Origin of the sequence: Halodurantibacterium daqingense, from assembly GCF_042666235.1 — a bacterium.
GTDB classification, from domain to species: domain Bacteria; phylum Pseudomonadota; class Alphaproteobacteria; order Rhodobacterales; family Rhodobacteraceae; genus Halodurantibacterium; species Halodurantibacterium daqingensis.
The window spans coordinates 80,843-97,564 of record NZ_JBHTFQ010000001.1; the positions used below are offsets into that span (position 1 = coordinate 80,843).

Here is a 16,722-nt window from a genome sequence, read left to right on the forward strand (position 1 = left end):
GTGTTTCACGTGAAACATTTTGACGTTCTGGTAATCGGCGGCGGACATGCCGGGGCCGAGGCGGCGCATGCAGCGGCCCGCATGGGCGCGCAAGTGGCGCTGGTCACGCTGACCAAGGCCTCGATCGGCGTCATGTCCTGCAATCCGGCAATCGGAGGCCTGGGCAAGGGGCATCTGGTGCGGGAGGTCGACGCCCTCGACGGGCTCATGGGACGTGCTGCCGACAAGGCTGGCATCCAGTTTCGCCTTCTGAACCGGCGTAAAGGTCCTGCGGTCCAGGGACCTCGTGCGCAGGCCGATCGAAAGCTGTATCGGGACGCAATTCAGGCAGAGCTGGCGCTTCAAGCCGGATTGACCATTATCGAAGGAGAAGCCGCCGATTTTATCCTTGAAGGCGGTTCTGTAGCCGGAGTCGTTCTGGCGACGGGCGAACATCTTGCAGCGCGTTGCGTTGTGCTTACCTCAGGAACCTTCCTCCGCGGCGTGATCCATATCGGAGACGAGCGGCGGCCGGGCGGACGGATGGGGGACAAGCCATCAGTTGGCCTGGCCGAGCGCCTTTCCAGCTTCGGGCTGCCGCTCGGCCGGCTCAAGACGGGAACCCCGCCTCGGCTCGACGGGCGAACAATCGACTGGTCTGTTCTTGAAATGCAGCCGGGAGACGACGATCCGGTAATGTTCTCGTTCTTGAACAGCCGTCCGTCTGCTCGGCAGCTTTCTTGCGGGATAACCCATACGAACCAGGAAACCCATGATCTTATTCGGGAGAATTTGCATCGTTCCGCGATGTATGGTGGGCACATCGAAGGGGTAGGGCCCCGATACTGTCCGTCGATCGAAGACAAGATCGTGCGGTTCGCCGACAAGGAGGCGCATCAGGTCTTTCTCGAACCGGAAGGGCTGGACGATGACACCGTCTATCCCAACGGAATCTCCACCTCCTTGCCGGTCGAGGTGCAATGGGCCTATGTTCGATCGATGCGTGGCTTGGAAAGGGTCGAGATCCTTCAGCCCGGTTACGCGATCGAATACGACTATGTTGATCCCAGGGCGTTGCGGCCGACGCTCGAACTGCGCGAGGTGCCGGGACTGTATCTCGCGGGTCAGATCAACGGAACCACGGGATACGAGGAGGCCGCAGCCCAAGGGCTGGTGGCGGGCCTTAACGCGGCGCTGCACGCGCGGGGCGGCGAGCCGGTCGTGTTTGACCGCGCCAGCAGCTACATCGGGGTGATGATCGACGATCTGGTGACGCGCGGCGTGACCGAGCCCTACCGGATGTTCACCTCACGCGCGGAGTTTCGTCTGTCGCTCCGGGCTGACAACGCCGATCAGCGCCTGACTGGCCTGGGTATCCGCCTGGGGTGCGTAGGCGAGACACGGCGTGTTGCTTACGAGAAGAAGCAGGATCTTCTCGCCCGGGCGAAGGAGCGGCTGCAGGCGCTGACTTTCACTCCGCCTCAGCTGGCAGAAGCCGGCTTCAAGGTGAGCCAGGACGGACAGCGCCGGTCGGCCTATGATCTTCTGGCATTCCCGGATGTGTCACTGCGAGACCTTGAAGTACTGGAGCCAGACCTTGCCGATCTGGATCCGGAAACGCGCCTTCAGACAGAGCGTGACGCACTTTATGCGACCTATATTCTACGGCAGGAACTCGATGTTGCAGCGCTGCGCCGCGACGAGGGGCAAGCGATTCCGCCCGGTTTCGATTACACCCAGATCAGCGGGTTGTCGAACGAACTCAAGGGAAAGCTGTCACAGGTGCGTCCTGAAACCCTTGGTCAGGCAGGGCGCGTAGACGGCATGACGCCGGCGGCGCTGACCTTGTTGCTGGCCAAGATCCGGCAAGCGGGACGTGAGCGGTCGGCAGGATGAGTCAGGATGCATTCCGTGCAGCGCTGGATGTTTCACGTGAAACATTGGAGCGGCTCGATCAGTATGAAGCCCTGCTTCGCAAATGGAATGCGGCGATCAACCTTGTCTCGTCCGGCTCGCTGAAGGAGGTCTGGTCGCGCCACTTCCTGGATTCGGCGCAGGTGTTTTCGAAGGCGTCGGATGCAAGAACCTGGGCGGATATGGGAAGTGGCGGGGGATTTCCGGGGATCGTTGTTGCGATCCTTGCCGCTGCAGAGGCCCCTGATCTTCGGGTGACGCTTGTCGAATCAGACCTGCGCAAGGCCACCTTTCTCACGACGGTGGTGCGCGAGCTGTCGCTGGGCGCCGCGGTGATCCCGGAACGTATCGAAAAAGTTCCGCCGCTCGCTGCGCAGGTTGTTTCGGCACGCGCGCTTGCGCCGCTTTCGCAGCTTCTTGGTCATGCTGATCGTCATCTTGCCCCTGGGGGACGGGCGGTGTTTCTGAAAGGCGGAAGCTGGCCGTCCGAGGTCGAAGAAGCGCAGAAACACTGGAAGTTTGAGTTCGAGGCGCATAAAAGCAAGACAGACCCCTCGGGGGTGATCCTGACCATCGGAGCCATATCTCGTGTCTGACGTTTCAGTATCCGCGCCCCGCATCATCGCCATCGCCAACCAGAAGGGCGGGGTTGGCAAAACGACAACCGCGATCAATCTTGCGGCGTCTCTGGCCGAGTCGGGTCAACGGGTTCTCCTGATCGATATCGACCCGCAGGGAAATGCATCGACGGGGCTGGGAATCGAGCCGGGGCAGCGCCGCCACACAACCTATGATCTGATGCTGGGAGAGGCAGGGCTACATGATGTTGTGGTCGAAACCGCCTTCGCTAACATCTGGCTGTGTCCTGCAACGACGGACCTGTCGTCGGCCGATATCGACTTTGGCAACAACGAAAAGCGAAGCTCCCTGCTTCGGGCAGCGCTGCAGCAGCCCTCTGCGCGAGCGTTCGATTATGTTCTGATCGACTGCCCGCCTTCTCTGAGCCTGCTGACGGTCAATGCCATGATTGCGGCTCATTCGGTTCTTGTCCCGTTGCAGAGCGAATTCTTCGCCCTGGAAGGATTGTCGCAGCTGCTTCTGACGGTGCAGCAGGTGCGCAAGGCAAACCCGGATCTGCGGATCGAAGGGGTTGTCCTGACCATGTACGATGGCCGCAACAACCTGTCGCAGCAAGTCGAGCAGGATGCCCGGGACAACCTCGGGCCGCTGGTCTTCGAAACGGTCGTGCCGCGAAATGTGCGGTTGAGCGAGGCGCCATCCTATGCCATGCCCGTCCTGGCCTATGACAGCACCTCGCGCGGGAGCCAGGCCTATCGCGCCTTGGCACGAGAAATACTCGCGCGACACGGCGCGCAACAACAGCTAGAGGGGCAGGTGTGATGGAAAAGCGGGTGGAGCGGCGCGGTCTTGGCCGGGGTCTTTCGGCACTCATGGCAGATGTGAGCCTCGACCACGCGCCCTCGGCCGAGCCCGAAGCGCGACCACGGCGCGCAGATCTTGTTCTTCCGGTCGAGAAAGTCATCCCGAACCCCGATCAGCCCCGTCGGCACTTCACCCGCGAGGCGCTGGAAGAACTGGCTGCGTCGATCCGTGAAAAGGGCATCATCCAGCCCCTGATCGTACGCGTGAAGGACAGCGAGAGCGGCACCTACGAGATCGTTGCCGGCGAACGTCGTTGGCGCGCCGCGCAAATGGCCCAGTTGCACGAGGTTCCGGTGCTGGTGCGCGAGTTTTCGGACTCGGAAGTGCTTGAAATCGCCATCATCGAGAACATTCAGCGTGCGGATCTCAATCCGGTGGAAGAGGCGATGGGCTACCGCCTGCTGATGGAACGGTTCGGCCATACCCAGGAAAAACTGGCCGAGGCGCTCAGCAAGAGTCGCAGCCATATCGCCAATCTGATGCGACTTCTGCAGCTGCCGGAAGAGGTGCAGGGCTATCTGCGCGAGGGCAAGCTGACGGCTGGCCATGCCCGTGCCTTGATCACCACCGACAATCCCGGCGAACTGGCGCGTCAGGTCATGGCGCGGGAACTCTCGGTGCGCGAAACCGAAGCCCTGGTCAAGAAGCCGCGCGGAGGCGAAACCCGGCGCCCGCAGGCACCCGCAACTGCCGAGAAGGATGCCGATACCCGTGCACTTGAGGGCGATCTGTCGGCGAATCTTGGCTTGTCGGTAACGATCGACCATCAGCCGGGAGGGCAGGCGGGCCAGCTTGTGATCCGATACAAGACGCTGGACGATCTTGACCGACTTTGCGGATTGCTGAGCCGTTAACCTTCGGGGCGGCTCCAGATGAACAAGGCGACGCAGGCAAGTGTCGCGCCCTGGACAAGCAGAACCCAGAGTGGAAGGGCGAGGACGACTGACAGGCCCAGGGCCGCTGTCATGGCAAGGCTCGACGCACGCTTGGCCCTGCGCGAAATCGCGCCGTTGCGCTGCCAGCTTTCAATCGGCGGGCCGAGGCGCGGGTGTGTAATCAGCCAATGATGCAGCCGCTCGGATGATCGAGCAAAGCAGAACGCGGCCAGAAGAAGGAAGGGCACCGTCGGCAGCAGGGGCAAGGCTGCGCCGATCACCCCAAGGGCGAGGCAGATCAGCCCGCAAAAGGCCCAGAACCAGCGCATCATGTCATAAGCTCTCGCAGGATGGCGTTCAGCACGATCCGCCCATCGGCAGTGGCGCAAAGCCTGTCGCCCTTTAGCTCCAGAAGGCCCAGATCCTGAAGCGGAGCGATGCGGTGTTCGGGAATGGTCTGGCCGGCCAGGGCGGCGTGTCGGGTCAGATCCACCCCCTCGGCAAGCCGCAGGCTCATCATCAGATATTCGTCCGCCTGATCGCCGCCGTCCAGGGGCTGACGGGGCAGCTCGCCGCTTCCCTTCCGTTCCACCTGGGCAAGCCAGGCCAAAGGGTCCGTCGGCGTATCGGTTGCAAGGCGCTGCGTTCCAAGCGTCAGACGCCCATGCGCGCCGGGGCCGATGCCGGCATAGTCTCCGGCGCGCCAGTAGATCAGGTTGTGCCGTGATTCAGAGCCTTCCCGGGCGTGGTTTGACACCTCGTATCCCGCCATTCCAGCCGCGCCGCACCGATCCTGCGTCATGGCATACATGTCGGCAGACAGATCATCCTCGGGCAGGCCGCGCAGGCCACCGCCGGCATGGCGCGCACCAAAGGCGGTGCCGTCCTCGATCGTGAGCTGGTAAAGCGACAGATGGTCGATGGCCATCGACAGCGCCTCGTCCAGTTCCAGACGCCAATCCGCCAGTGTCTGATGCTGGCGGGCATAGATCATGTCGAAGCTGACGCGATCGAAGCAATCGCGGGCGATATCGAAAGCCCGGCGCGCCTCGGCTGCGCTGTGCAGGCGTCCGAGGCGACGCAGATCCTCGTCGCGCAGCGATTGCACGCCCATTGACAGCCGCGTCACGCCGGCGTCGCGATAGCCTCGGAAACGACCCGCCTCGACCGAGGTGGGGTTGGCCTCAAGCGTCACTTCCCAGTCATTGGATTGCGGCCAGGTGCGGCGGATCCGGTCGAGCACGGCAGCCACCAGTTCCGGCTCCATCAGGCTTGGGGTGCCACCGCCGAAGAAAACCGTGTTGAGGATCCGCCCTTCGGTTTCACGGCCGATCCGGTCAATCTCGGACAGATAGGCCGCCTGCCAGCGGCTCTGGTCTATGGCGGCGGACACATGGGAATTGAAGTCGCAATAGGGACATTTCGCCTGGCAGAACGGCCAGTGCAGATAAAGCCCGAAGCCGCCGTTCCGCCAGTCCTGCATCATCATCCCTTGAAGGCTGTCACTTCGATCTCGATCTGCATTTCCGGGCGGATCAGACCCGCGACCACCATCGTCGCAGCCGGCCGGACGGTGCCGAGAGCTTCGGCCAGAACCGGCGCGACCGCTTCCACCAATGCAGCATCGGTGACGATATAGGTCACGCGCACGATGTCTGCCATGGCAAAGCCTGCCTCGGTCAGAACCGACTCGATGGTTGCGAAGCAGTTGCGCGCCTGCTCGGTGGCATCTGCAGGCATCTTCATCGTGGCATAATCGTAACCGGTGACGCCCGAGACGAAGCACCAGCCTCCTTTCACAACCGCGCGGGAATAGCCCATCTTGGCCTCGAACGGGGAGCCGGTGCTGATGCGTTTCATCCGAAACATCCCTGGACAAGCTTGCGGAAGGCATCCGCGCGGTGGCTGATCCGGTTCTTCAGCTCGGGTGCCATTTCGGCGAAGGTGATATCAAACCCCTCGGGCTGGAAGATCGGGTCATAGCCATGGCCTTGCGCCCCGCGCATCGGCCAGACCAGCTGGCCATCCATGCGCCCCTCGAAAACCTCGTCGTGACCGTCGGGCCAGGCCAGAACCAGGGTTGAGCGGAAGCAGGCGCGCCGCGGGTGGGGCGCCGCGCGTTCCTCGAGCATCTGCCAGGTTCTGGTCATGGCCATGACAAAATCGCGGCCCTGCGGTGTTTCGGCCCAATCGGCGGTATGCACGCCCGGTGCGCCGTCCAGCGCCTCGACCTCGATGCCGCTGTCATCGGCAAGCGCCGGAAGCCCGGTTGCCCGCGCCGCGGCATGGGCCTTGATCCGTGCATTGCCGATGAATGTGGTCTCGGTCTCCTGCGGTTCGGGCAGACCGTGCTCGGCGGCCGAGCTGACCTTGATGCCAAAAGGCTCTAACAAGGCGGAAATCTCGTGCAGCTTGCCGCTGTTGTGGGTCGCCACCAGCAGTTCGGTGCCGCTGAACCGCCGCATCAGAGCGCCGCCTTCTGTGCCGCGACCAGCTGCGCGATCCCGCCTTCGGCAAGGTCAAGAAGCTCAGTCATCTGGTCGCGCGTGAAGGTGGCGCCCTCGGCCGACATCTGCACCTCGATCAGGCGCCCGCTACCGGTCAGGATGAAATTCCCGTCGGTGCCGGCCTCGCTGTCCTCGGCATAGTCAAGGTCCAGCACCGGCTGCCCGGCATAGATCCCGCAGGACACCGCCGCCACATGGTCAAGCAGCGGATCGCTGGTGACGATCCCGGCCTTCATCAGCTTGTTTACCGCAAGCCGCAGCGCCACCCAGCCGCCGGTGATCGCAGCGCAGCGGGTGCCGCCGTCTGCCTGGATCACATCGCAGTCGATGGTGATCTGACGTTCGCCCAGGGCCACGCGGTCCACCCCCGCCCGCAGGGCACGCCCGATCAGGCGCTGGATCTCGATCGTGCGGCCCTGTTGCTTGCCGCTGGCCGCTTCGCGGCGGTTGCGCGTGTTGGTGGCGCGGGGCAGCATTCCGTATTCGGCGGTGACCCAGCCCAGCCCGGTGTTCTTCAGAAACGGCGGCGGCCGGTCCTCGATGCTGGCCGAGCACAGCACATGCGTTTCGCCCATCTTGATGAGGCACGAGCCTTCGGCATGTTTCATGATCCCGGTCTCGATTGAAATCGGGCGCAGATCGCTTAGTTTCCTGCCTGAGGGGCGCATGTTCTGTCCTTTCGGTTGCTGGGGCCAGTTACCCGGGCGGACGGCTGCGATGCAACCCTGAACCACAGGCTGCACCTCGGGCTGCCAGAGGTCGATTGACGCCCGTTCCTGCGCGAATTTATTCTGGTGGTCTCTGGCTTCAACAGAGTGTTTCGGAAGAATGACAATGCAAGACGGCTCCAGGTTGCTTTCCGAAATGAACGATCGCTCGCGCGAGGTTTTCCGCAGGGTGGTCGAGGGGTATCTTGAATCGGGTGATCCGGTGGGATCGCGCACCCTGACCCGCAGCATGAGCGAGAAGATCTCGGCGGCGACGGTGCGCAACGTGATGCAGGATCTGGAATACATGGGGCTTCTGAACAGCCCGCATGTCTCTGCGGGCCGGATCCCCACCCAGTTGGGCCTGCGCATGTTCGTGGACGGGTTGCTGGAGGTCGCGCCGGTAAACGATCAGGATCGCGAACGCCTGGATGCGACCCTGGGTAGCAACGAGCGCGACGTCGGCACACTTCTTGACAAGGTCGGCGCGGCACTTTCGGGCATTACCCAGGGTGCGAGCCTTGTGCTGACCCCCAAGCGTGAGGCCCCGATCAAGCATATCGAATTCGTGAGCCTTGGCGGGGACCGGGCGCTTGTGGTTCTGGTCTTTGCCGATGGCCATGTCGAGAACCGGGTGTTCACGCCCCCGCCGGGGCAGACGCCGTCCTCGATGCGTGAGGCCGCGAATTTCCTGAATGCAATGGCCGAGGGGGTCACGTTGTCGGACCTGCGCCAGCGGATCAGTGCCGAAATCGGCCTGCGACGTCAGGAAATCGATTCGCTTGCCCGCGAACTGGTCGAAAGTGGCCTTGCGATGTGGGAAAACGAGGGCCAGCCCTATGAACGCCTGATCGTGCGCGGCAGCGCCAATCTGCTGGACAGCGCGGCCGAGGCCGCCGATCTGGACAGGATCCGCAGCCTGTTCGACGATCTGGAACGCAAGCGCGATATTGCCGAATTCCTGGAGCTGGCCGAGGATGGTGAGGGTGTGCGCATTTTTATCGGTTCGGAAAACAAGCTTTTTTCACTTTCGGGTTCCTCTCTGGTCGTCTCTCCTTATATGAACGCTGACCGAAAGATCATTGGCGCGGTGGGCGTGATCGGGCCGACACGGCTCAATTACGGGCGGATCGTGCCGATCGTGGACTATACGGCGCAACTGGTCGGAAAGCTGCTTTCCGATCGGGGCAAGGGGTGAAAGATGGCAGAGATGCAAAAAGACCAGCACAGCGACACACAGACCGAGGGCTTCGTTGATGACGGCGCCGAGGCGCAGACAGGATTTGACCAGACCGCCGAGCTGGAGCGGCTGACAGCCGAGCGCGACGAGATGCGCGACCGCTTCATGCGGGCGCTGGCAGATGCCGAAAACGCCCGCAAACGCGGCGAGCGCGACCGCCGCGAGGCCGAACAATATGGCGGCGCGAAATTCGCCCGCGACATGCTGCCGGTCTATGACAACCTCAAGCGGGCGCTGGACGCCGCCACCGAGGAACAGCGCGCAAGTGCCGCCGCGCTCTTCGAGGGTGTCGAACTGACCATGCGCGAGCTGATCAACATCTTCTCCAAGCATGGTATCCAGCGCATTGCGCCCGAAGTGGGCGAGGCCTTTGATCCGCAGCTGCATCAGGCCATGTTCGAGGCGCCGGTCCCGAACGTTCCGGGCGGTGGCATCATTCAGGTGATGGCCGAAGGTTTCATTCTGCACGAACGGCTGTTGCGCCCGGCACAGGTGGGTGTTTCCTCAAGCCCCGCCGCCAAGTGACGGCGGGCCCCGGCCCACGGGCCGGGGTTCAGCCCAGCAGATCCCGCAGTTCGTAAACCAGCGCCAGGGCCTGTTTCGGCGTAAGCTCATCCGGCATCACGGCGGCAAGCCTGTCTTCCACCGCGCTGGTTTTCGGGGCGCGCTGCTCCACATGGGCGGCGCTGGCTGCAAAAAGCGGCAGATCGTCGATCAGCGCCTTCGGCCGTCGGCCACCTTCCCGTTCGCCCTGTTCCAGCGCCTCAAGCACAACGCGCGCACGGTTCACCACCGAAGCGGGCAGCCCGGCCAACCGTGCCACCTGCACCCCATAGGATCGGTCGGCGGCACCCTTGCGCACTTCGTGCAGGAAGATGACATCGCCTTCCCATTCCCGCACGCTGACCGTGGCATTGTCCACGCCGGCCAGCTTGCCGGCCAGTGCCGTCATTTCATGGTAATGGGTTGCAAACAACGCGCGGCACCGGTTGACGTCATGCAGATGCTCCAGTGTTGCCCAGGCGATCGAGAGCCCGTCGTAGGTTGCGGTGCCGCGCCCGATCTCGTCCAGGATCACCAGCGCGCGGTCATCGGCCTGATTGAGGATCGCGGCGGTTTCCACCATCTCTACCATGAAGGTGGACCGTCCACGCGCCAGATCATCGGCGGCGCCAACCCGACTGAAGAGCTGCGACACAAGGCCGATATGCGCCTCTTGCGCCGGGACAAAGCTTCCGGCCTGGGCCAGCAGCGCAATCAGTGCATTCTGGCGCAGGAAGGTCGATTTGCCGGCCATGTTCGGCCCGGTCAGCAGCCAGATCGCGGCACTGTCGCCGGCGCTCAGATCGCAATCGTTGGCGACGAAGGGCTGGCCCTGGCGGCGCAGCGCGCGTTCCACCACCGGATGGCGCCCGCCGATGACGTGGAAGGCGCGGCTGTCATCCACCTTCGGCTCGGTCCAGTCCTCGGCGCAGGCAAGATCGGCCAGCGCCGCGGCAAGATCGATCTCTGCCAGCGCGCGGGCCGCCTGGGCGATCCGGGCCGCCTGATCCAGAACCGCCGCGCGCAGGGACTCGAACAGGCGCTTTTCAAGTTCCTGCACCTGCGCGCCGGCATTGAGGATGCGCGTCTCGATCTCGGACAGCGGCAGGGTGGTGAAACGCACCTGATTGGCGGTGGTCTGCCGGTGAATGAAGGTTTCGTTCAGCGGCGGGGCCAGCATCCGTTCCGCATGGGTGGCGGTGGTTTCGATGAAATAGCCCAGAACGTTGTTGTGCTTGATCTTGAGGCTGTTGATCCCCGTTGCCTGAACGTATTCGGCCTGCATTCCCGCGATCACGCCGCGGCCCTCGTCGCGCAGATGCCGCGCTTCGTCCAGTTCGCCGTCATAGCCGGATGCGATTGCCCCGCCATCGCGCAACAGAAGCGGCGGTTCGGCAACAAGGGCGGTTTCGAGATGCGCATAAAGCGCGTCATGCCCCTGCAGGGCGGTTGCGGCCCCGGTCAGGAGGGCGGGCGCGTCATCCTGCAGCCGCGCCGCAACCCGTGCGGCCTGTGCAAGCCCGTTCCGGATCGCGGCCAGATCGCGCGGGCCGCCCCGGTCCAGCGCCAGCCGCGACAGCGCCCGGTCCATGTCGGGCGCCTTGCGCAGATCGGCGCGCAGATCCTCGCACAGCCCTCGTTGTTCCACGAGAAACCGCACCGCCGCCAGCCGGTTCGCGATGTCGCGCAGATCGCGCGAGGGCGACGACAGCCGCCGCTCCAGAAGCCGCCCGCCCGCCGCCGTGACGGTGCGGTCGATCGCATGCAGAAGCGACCCTTCGCGCCCGCCGGTCAGGCTCTGGGTGATCTCGAGGTTCCGGCGCGTCGCGGCATCGATCTGAACCAGACGGTCGGCCATTTCGCGCAGGGGCGGTTGCAGCAGGGGCAGCTTGCCGCGCTGGGTCAGGTCCAGATAATCGACGATGGCGCCCATGGCCGACAGTTCACAGCGCGCAAAGCTGCCGAAGGCGTCAAGGCTGCCCACCCCGTAAAGGGCGCACAGACGTTTCTCGGCGGAACTGCTGTCAAAGCTTCCGCGCGACAAGGGCGTTGCGGCAGCGCCCATTTCCGTGACCGTATCGCTGGCCGTTGCGGGCGCGCTTTCCGACAACAACACTTCCCGCGGGGCCAGCCGCGCCAGTTCGGGGCCCAGACGCAGGGGCGGGCAGGGCATCACCCGGAATTCGCCGGTCGAAATATCCACCCATGCCAGCGCCCCCTCGTCGCGCACCTGCGCAAAGGCGGCAAGGAAGTTGTGGCGCCGTGCCTCCAGCAGGCTTTCCTCGGTCAGGGTGCCGGGGGTGACCAGGCGGACCACATCGCGCTTCACCACCGATTTCGATCCGCGCTTCTTCGCCTCGGCCGGGTCTTCCATCTGTTCGGCGATGGCGACGCGAAACCCCTTGCGGATCAGGGTCAGCAGGTAGCCTTCGGCGGAATGCACCGGCACGCCACACATCGCGATATCCTCGCCCAGATGCCTGCCGCGTTTCGTCAGCGCGATGTCCAGCGCCGCAGCGGCCGCGACCGCATCGTCAAAGAACATCTCGTAGAAGTCGCCCATCCGGTAGAACAAGAGCGCATCCGCGTGCTGTGCCTTGATCTCCAGATATTGCGCCATCATCGGCGTGACGGGTGTGTCGGTGGTCACGTCGTCCCCTTGCAGTCCGCTGTTTCCGGGCGACCCTACAAAAGCGCCGGTGTTCCGGAAAGCAGATTTCCGGCTGTTTCACGACGCGGGCTTTGCTATGACGCTGGGGCAAGGGGAAGGAACTGCCATGTCGAGCAAAGCCAAAACCACACGGGAAGAGGCGCTGGCCTATCACTTCGAGCCGCAGCCGGGGAAATACGAGATCACGGCGTCAAAGCCGATGGCCACGCAGCGCGACCTGTCGCTTGCCTATTCGCCCGGGGTTGCGGTGCCGGTGCTGGCAATCGCCGAACGCCCCGAAACCGCCTATGACTATACCACCAAGGGCAACATGGTGGCGGTGATCTCGAACGGGACGGCGATCCTGGGCCTGGGCAATCTGGGCGCGCTGGCCTCCAAGCCGGTGATGGAGGGCAAGGCGGTTCTCTTCAAGCGGTTCGCGGATGTGAACGCGATCGACATCGAGCTGGACAGCGAGGATGCCGAGGAAATCATCCGCGCGGTCAAGCTGATGGGCCCCACCTTCGGCGGCATCAACCTTGAGGATATCAAGGCGCCGGAATGTTTCATCATCGAACAGCGCCTGAAAGAGGAGATGGACATCCCCGTCTTCCACGACGACCAGCACGGCACGGCGGTGATCTGCGCCGCGGGCCTGATCAATGCGCTGGAGATCAGCGGCAAGAAGATCGAGGAGGTGAAGATCGTCCTCAATGGTGCCGGGGCGGCGGGGATCGCCTGTCTGGAACTGCTGAAATCCATGGGCGCGCGCCATGACAACTGCATCATGTGCGATACCAAGGGCGTGATCTGGCAGGGCCGGACCGAGGGCATGAACCAGTGGAAATCGGCCCATGCCGCCCGCACCGAAGCGCGGACGCTGGAAGAGGCGATGAAGGGCGCGGATGTGTTCCTGGGCGTTTCCGCCAAGGGCGCGGTAACGCCCGAGATGATCGCGAGCATGGCCGACAACCCGGTGATCTTCGCCATGGCCAACCCCGACCCGGAAATCACCCCGGAAGAGGCCCATGCCGTGCGCCCCGATGCGATTGTCGCCACGGGGCGCAGCGACTACCCCAACCAGGTGAACAACGTCCTGGGCTTTCCCTATCTGTTCCGGGGCGCGCTGGACATTCATGCGCGGGCCATCAACGACGAGATGAAGATCGCCTGCGCCGAGGCGCTGGCCCGTCTCGCGCGCGAGGATGTGCCCGATGAGGTGGCGATGGCCTATGGCCGCAAGCTGTCGTTCGGGCGTGACTATATCATTCCCACACCCTTCGATCCGCGGCTGATCCATGTGATCCCGCCGGCCGTGGCCAAGGCCGGGATGGACACGGGCGTGGCGCGCCGCCCGATCATCGACATGGCCGCCTACGAGATGTCGCTCAAATCCCGGATGGACCCGACGGCGAGCATCCTGCAGGGCATCTATGCCCGCGCGAAATCGGCGCAGGCGCGGATGATCTTTGCCGAAGGCGATGACCCGCGGGTGCTGCGGGCGGCGGTCGCCTGGCAGCGCTCGGGCCTTGGCAAGGCGCTGGTCGTGGGCCGCGAGGCGGATGTGAAGGAAAAGCTCGAGGCGGCGGGCCTTGCCGATGCGGTGCGGGAACTGGAGGTGGTGAACGCCGCCAATTCGCGCCATCTGGATACCTACAAGGCGTTTCTTTACGCCCGGCTGCAGCGCAAGGGCTATGACCGGCAGGACATTCACCGCCTTGCTGCGCGGGACCGGCATGTGTTTTCGGCGCTGATGCTGGCCCATGGTCATGGCGACGGGCTGGTCACCGGGGCCACCCGCAAGTCCGCGCATGTGATGGAGCACATCAACCACGTGTTTGATGCCAGCGCCCAGGATGGGGCCGTGGGGGTGACGGCGCTTCTGCACAAGGGGCGGATCATCCTGATCGGTGACACGCTTGTCCACGAATGGCCCGACGAAAACGATCTGGCGCTGATCGCAACGCGCGCCGCCGGCGTGGCCCGCAGCCTCGGGCTCGAACCGCGGGTGGCCTTCGTCTCGTTCTCGACCTTCGGGCATCCGGTGTCGGAGCGGGCGGAAAAGATGCATCGGGCACCGGTGGTCCTGGACGGCCGCAAGGTGGATTTCGAATACGAGGGCGAAATGACGGTGGATGTCGCGCTCAACCCCGATGTGATGGCGAATTATCCCTTCTGCCGGCTCAGCGGGCCTGCAAATATCCTTGTCGTGCCGGCGCGGCATTCTGCCTCGATCTCGGTCAAGCTGATGCAGGAAATGGCCGGGGCGACGGTGATCGGCCCGATCCTGACCGGGGTGACGCGGCCGATCCAGCTTTGCACCACCACCTCGACCGTCAACGATATCCTCAACATGGCCGCGATGGCCGCCTGCAAGATCGGCTGAGCGATGGCGATCTGGAACCTCGGCTCGATCAACATCGACCATTTCTACCACCTGCCGCATCTGCCGGGGCCGGGCGAAACGCTGGCCGCGCTTGGCTATGCCACCGGCCTGGGCGGCAAGGGTGCGAACCAATCGGTTGCCGCGGCGCGGGCCGGGGCAAGGGTTCATCACATCGGTGCGGTGGGGGCGCGCGACAAGGCGGTGCTGGACCAGCTTGCCGCCGACGGGATCGACACGACCCATGTCGCGCGCGTCGAAGGGTCAACGGGACATGCGATCATCAACATCGACCCTGCCGGCGAAAACAACATCGTCATCCACGGCGGCGCGAACCTTGCGCTGGATCCCGCTGCGGTGGCCCGGGCGCTTTCGGCAGCACGGGCGGGCGATATCCTGCTGATACAGAACGAGACCTGCTGTCAGGCCGAAGCGGCGCGGATCGGGCGGGAACGGGGGCTGCGGGTCGTCTATTCGGCGGCACCCTTCGATGTGGATGCCGTCCGCGCCGTGCTTGCCTTCATCGACATCCTGTGCGTGAACGCGGTGGAAGAGGCACAGTTGCGCGCGGCGCTGGGCGGGGTCAGCGGCCCGGAACTGGTCGTGACCCTTGGGGCCGAGGGGGCCGAGTGGCGCGGGCGGGCCCGGGTGCCGGCCTATCCGGTGACGCCGGTAGACACGACAGGGGCGGGCGATTGTTTCACGGGAAACATGGTTGCCGCTCTTGATGCCGGCCTTGCCCCCGAAGCCGCCATGCGCCGCGCCGCCGCAGCCGCCGCGATTCAGGTTACCCGCCCCGGCACTGCCGACGCCATGCCCACCGCCGCTGAAACCGATGCCTTCCTGCAGGAGCATTCATGACCGATCATGTTACCACCCATCAGGCCGAAGAGGATGCCCGGAACGAGGATATCCTGATCTATGTCAATGGCCGCATCCTGCCCAAGGCGCAGGCGGTTGTCAGCGTCTATGACAGCGGCTTCATGCTGGGCGACGGCGTGTGGGAGGGGCTGCGCCTGTACAATGGCCGCTGGAGCTTTGTCGATGAACATATCGACCGGCTGTTCGAGGCGGCCAAGGCCATCGACCTTGATATCGGCATGGACCGCGCCGGCGTCATCGCCGCATTGGAAGAAACACGCCGGGCCAACGGAATGGAGACCGACGCCCATGCCCGCCTGATGGTGACCCGGGGGGTGAAGACCCGCCCCTTCCAGCATCCCGGCCTGTCGCGCCAGGGGCCGACCATGGCAATCATCATGGAGCATTCGCGTCCGAAGATCCCGCGCCCGATCCGCCTTGCCACCGTGCCGCACCTGCGGGGCCTGCCGATGACCCAGGATCCGAAGCTGAATTCCCATTCCAAGCTGAACTGCATCCTCGCCTGCATCGCCGCCGAAAAGGCCGGCGCGGATGAGGCGCTGATGCTGGATGTGCATGGCTTCGTGAACACCACCAATGCCTGCAACTTCTTCATCGTCCGCAAGGGCGAGGTCTGGACCAGCACCGGCGATTACTGCATGAACGGCATCACCCGCGCCAAGGTCATCCAGCTGTGCCGCGACAACGACATTCCGGTGTTCGAGAAGAACTTCAGCCTGGTGGAGACCTATTCCGCCGATGAAGCCTTCCTGACCGGCACCTTCGGGGCGCAGACGCCGGTGGGCATGATCGACGGGCGCGTTATCGGCACGGGCGAAATGGGGCCGATGACCGAGCGGATTCGTGGCCTCTACAAGCAGCTGGTGGGCGCATGATCCGCATCGCCATGTGGTCGGGGCCGCGCAACCTGTCGACGGCCATGATGTATTCCTTCGGCGCGCGTGCCGATTGCGCCGTGGTGGATGAGCCGTTCTATGCCGCCTATCTGGCGCAGACCGGCCTCGACCACCCGATGCGGGACGAGGTTCTGGCCGCCCAGCCGCAGGACCCGCAGGCGGTGATCGCCGACCTGCTGGCCGATCCGGGGCGGCCCGTCTTCTATCAGAAGCACATGACGCAGCACATGTTGCCCACCATCCCGCGCGACTGGATGCGGGGCTGCGTCAACGTCTTCCTGACCCGCCATCCGGCCCGGGTCGTCGCCTCCTATGCGCAAAAGCGGGAAGGGCCGGTGCTCGACGACATCGGCTTCCGCCAGCAGGCGGAGCTTTTCGACCTGGTGCAGGGCTGGGGCCAGACGCCCATCGTGATCGACAGCGCCGATATCCGCGCCAATCCCGGGGGGGCCCTGACGGCGCTGTGCGAGGCCATCGGCATCCCGTTCGACGCGGCGATGCTGCACTGGCCCGCGGGCGGCCACAGGGACGACGGCATCTGGGCGCGCCACTGGTATGGTGCCGTCCACCGATCAACCGGTTTCGACGGACCAGAGGGGCCGCTGCCCACGCTCTCTGGCCCCTACGCGGCGCTGGTCGAGGAGGCGATGCCCTTCTACGAGCGGCTGCGGAACCATCGCGCGCTGATATCAGAGTGAGGAAG

Annotated in this window: 16 protein-coding genes; 10 read left to right on the forward strand and 6 right to left on the reverse strand. The window is 64.4% G+C overall.

From position 1 onward, the window contains the following. From mnmG to ACFQXB_RS00445, 4 genes are read left to right on the forward strand one after another with little or no spacing between them, the layout of a single operon-like run. A complete protein-coding gene (gene mnmG / locus ACFQXB_RS00430) occupies positions 1-1,875 on the forward strand; it encodes a tRNA uridine-5-carboxymethylaminomethyl(34) synthesis enzyme MnmG (protein ID WP_377397438.1) in 1,875 nt (624 codons plus the stop codon). After that, the gene (rsmG, locus tag ACFQXB_RS00435; protein ID WP_377397441.1) at positions 1,872-2,489 is read left to right on the forward strand and encodes a 16S rRNA (guanine(527)-N(7))-methyltransferase RsmG; all 618 of its coding nucleotides are present in this window, start codon (positions 1,872-1,874) and stop codon (positions 2,487-2,489) included. Before mnmG ends, rsmG begins: the two co-directional genes overlap by 4 nt. After that, positions 2,482-3,294: a ParA family protein gene (locus ACFQXB_RS00440; RefSeq protein WP_377397444.1), complete on the forward strand. Its 813-nt coding sequence runs from the start codon at positions 2,482-2,484 to the stop codon at positions 3,292-3,294. The genes rsmG and ACFQXB_RS00440 overlap by 8 nt, the downstream gene beginning before the upstream one ends. Further along, positions 3,294-4,190, forward strand: coding sequence for a ParB/RepB/Spo0J family partition protein (locus ACFQXB_RS00445; protein WP_377397447.1), 897 nt, complete (start codon positions 3,294-3,296; stop codon positions 4,188-4,190). The genes ACFQXB_RS00440 and ACFQXB_RS00445 overlap by 1 nt, the downstream gene beginning before the upstream one ends. Here the strand turns inward: ACFQXB_RS00445 and ACFQXB_RS00450 are convergent. The 5 genes from ACFQXB_RS00450 to rph are packed head-to-tail and all read right to left on the reverse strand — an operon-like array spanning position 4,187 to position 7,386. Further along, positions 4,187-4,540 carry a YbaN family protein gene (locus tag ACFQXB_RS00450; protein ID WP_377399105.1) on the reverse strand — a complete coding sequence of 118 codons (354 nt, stop codon included), beginning with the start codon at positions 4,538-4,540 and terminating at the stop codon, positions 4,187-4,189. The two genes, ACFQXB_RS00445 and ACFQXB_RS00450, sit on opposite strands and share 4 nt — an antisense overlap. Then, complete coding sequence (gene hemW, locus ACFQXB_RS00455; RefSeq protein ID WP_377397450.1) at positions 4,540-5,694, reverse strand: radical SAM family heme chaperone HemW; 1,155 nt, start codon at positions 5,692-5,694, stop codon at positions 4,540-4,542. Before hemW ends, ACFQXB_RS00450 begins: the two co-directional genes overlap by 1 nt. Positions 5,695-5,696: 2 nt before the next feature. Further along, positions 5,697-6,071 (reverse strand): RidA family protein, encoded by a 375-nt coding sequence (locus ACFQXB_RS00460; RefSeq protein WP_377397453.1) that lies wholly within the window; start codon positions 6,069-6,071, stop codon positions 5,697-5,699. After that, positions 6,068-6,676, reverse strand: a complete 609-nt coding sequence (gene rdgB, locus ACFQXB_RS00465) for an RdgB/HAM1 family non-canonical purine NTP pyrophosphatase (RefSeq protein ID WP_377397456.1) — start codon at positions 6,674-6,676, stop codon at positions 6,068-6,070. Before rdgB ends, ACFQXB_RS00460 begins: the two co-directional genes overlap by 4 nt. Further along, on the reverse strand, positions 6,676-7,386 hold the full coding sequence (rph, locus tag ACFQXB_RS00470) for a ribonuclease PH (RefSeq protein ID WP_377397458.1): 711 nt from the start codon (positions 7,384-7,386) through the stop codon (positions 6,676-6,678). Before rph ends, rdgB begins: the two co-directional genes overlap by 1 nt. Before the next feature lie 166 nt (positions 7,387-7,552). Between rph and hrcA the strand changes: the two genes are divergently transcribed. Then, on the forward strand, positions 7,553-8,623 hold the full coding sequence (gene hrcA / locus ACFQXB_RS00475) for a heat-inducible transcriptional repressor HrcA (RefSeq protein WP_377397461.1): 1,071 nt from the start codon (positions 7,553-7,555) through the stop codon (positions 8,621-8,623). Between the two features lie 3 nt (positions 8,624-8,626). After that, positions 8,627-9,190, forward strand: a complete 564-nt coding sequence (locus ACFQXB_RS00480) for a nucleotide exchange factor GrpE (RefSeq protein ID WP_377397464.1) — start codon at positions 8,627-8,629, stop codon at positions 9,188-9,190. Positions 9,191-9,218: 28 nt separating this feature from the next. Here ACFQXB_RS00480 and mutS read toward each other — a convergent pair whose 3' ends face one another. After that, complete coding sequence (mutS, locus tag ACFQXB_RS00485) at positions 9,219-11,831, reverse strand: DNA mismatch repair protein MutS (protein WP_377399108.1); 2,613 nt, start codon at positions 11,829-11,831, stop codon at positions 9,219-9,221. 154 nt (positions 11,832-11,985) lie between these two features. Here mutS and ACFQXB_RS00490 point away from each other — a divergent pair, with 154 nt between their 5' ends. Genes ACFQXB_RS00490 through ACFQXB_RS00505 form a run of 4 tightly spaced genes read left to right on the forward strand, consistent with a single transcriptional unit; the run spans position 11,986 to position 16,717 of the window. Then, a complete protein-coding gene (locus ACFQXB_RS00490; protein WP_377397467.1) occupies positions 11,986-14,244 on the forward strand; it encodes an NADP-dependent malic enzyme in 2,259 nt (752 codons plus the stop codon). 3 nt (positions 14,245-14,247) lie between these two features. Continuing rightward, positions 14,248-15,102: a ribokinase gene (locus ACFQXB_RS00495; RefSeq protein ID WP_377397470.1), complete on the forward strand. Its 855-nt coding sequence runs from the start codon at positions 14,248-14,250 to the stop codon at positions 15,100-15,102. After that, on the forward strand, positions 15,099-15,998 hold the full coding sequence (locus ACFQXB_RS00500) for a D-amino acid aminotransferase (protein ID WP_377397473.1): 900 nt from the start codon (positions 15,099-15,101) through the stop codon (positions 15,996-15,998). Before ACFQXB_RS00495 ends, ACFQXB_RS00500 begins: the two co-directional genes overlap by 4 nt. Beyond that, positions 15,998-16,717: a sulfotransferase-like domain-containing protein gene (locus ACFQXB_RS00505; RefSeq protein WP_449301240.1), complete on the forward strand. Its 720-nt coding sequence runs from the start codon at positions 15,998-16,000 to the stop codon at positions 16,715-16,717. The genes ACFQXB_RS00500 and ACFQXB_RS00505 overlap by 1 nt, the downstream gene beginning before the upstream one ends. Positions 16,718-16,722: the final 5 nt, after the last annotated feature.

Coding starts and splice junctions, on each gene's coding strand:
- rsmG (WP_377397441.1), top strand. CDS start 1,872: ATGAGTCAGGATGCATTCCGTGCAGCGCTGGATGTTTCACGTGAAACA.
- ACFQXB_RS00445 (WP_377397447.1), top strand. CDS start 3,294: ATGGAAAAGCGGGTGGAGCGGCGCGGTCTTGGCCGGGGTCTTTCGGCA.
- ACFQXB_RS00450 (WP_377399105.1), bottom strand. CDS start 4,540: ATGCGCTGGTTCTGGGCCTTTTGCGGGCTGATCTGCCTCGCCCTTGGG.
- hemW (WP_377397450.1), bottom strand. CDS start 5,694: ATGCAGGACTGGCGGAACGGCGGCTTCGGGCTTTATCTGCACTGGCCG.
- ACFQXB_RS00460 (WP_377397453.1), bottom strand. CDS start 6,071: ATGAAACGCATCAGCACCGGCTCCCCGTTCGAGGCCAAGATGGGCTAT.
- rdgB (WP_377397456.1), bottom strand. CDS start 6,676: ATGCGGCGGTTCAGCGGCACCGAACTGCTGGTGGCGACCCACAACAGC.
- rph (WP_377397458.1), bottom strand. CDS start 7,386: ATGCGCCCCTCAGGCAGGAAACTAAGCGATCTGCGCCCGATTTCAATC.
- hrcA (WP_377397461.1), top strand. CDS start 7,553: ATGCAAGACGGCTCCAGGTTGCTTTCCGAAATGAACGATCGCTCGCGC.
- ACFQXB_RS00480 (WP_377397464.1), top strand. CDS start 8,627: ATGGCAGAGATGCAAAAAGACCAGCACAGCGACACACAGACCGAGGGC.
- mutS (WP_377399108.1), bottom strand. CDS start 11,831: ATGATGGCGCAATATCTGGAGATCAAGGCACAGCACGCGGATGCGCTC.
- ACFQXB_RS00490 (WP_377397467.1), top strand. CDS start 11,986: ATGTCGAGCAAAGCCAAAACCACACGGGAAGAGGCGCTGGCCTATCAC.
- ACFQXB_RS00495 (WP_377397470.1), top strand. CDS start 14,248: ATGGCGATCTGGAACCTCGGCTCGATCAACATCGACCATTTCTACCAC.
- ACFQXB_RS00500 (WP_377397473.1), top strand. CDS start 15,099: ATGACCGATCATGTTACCACCCATCAGGCCGAAGAGGATGCCCGGAAC.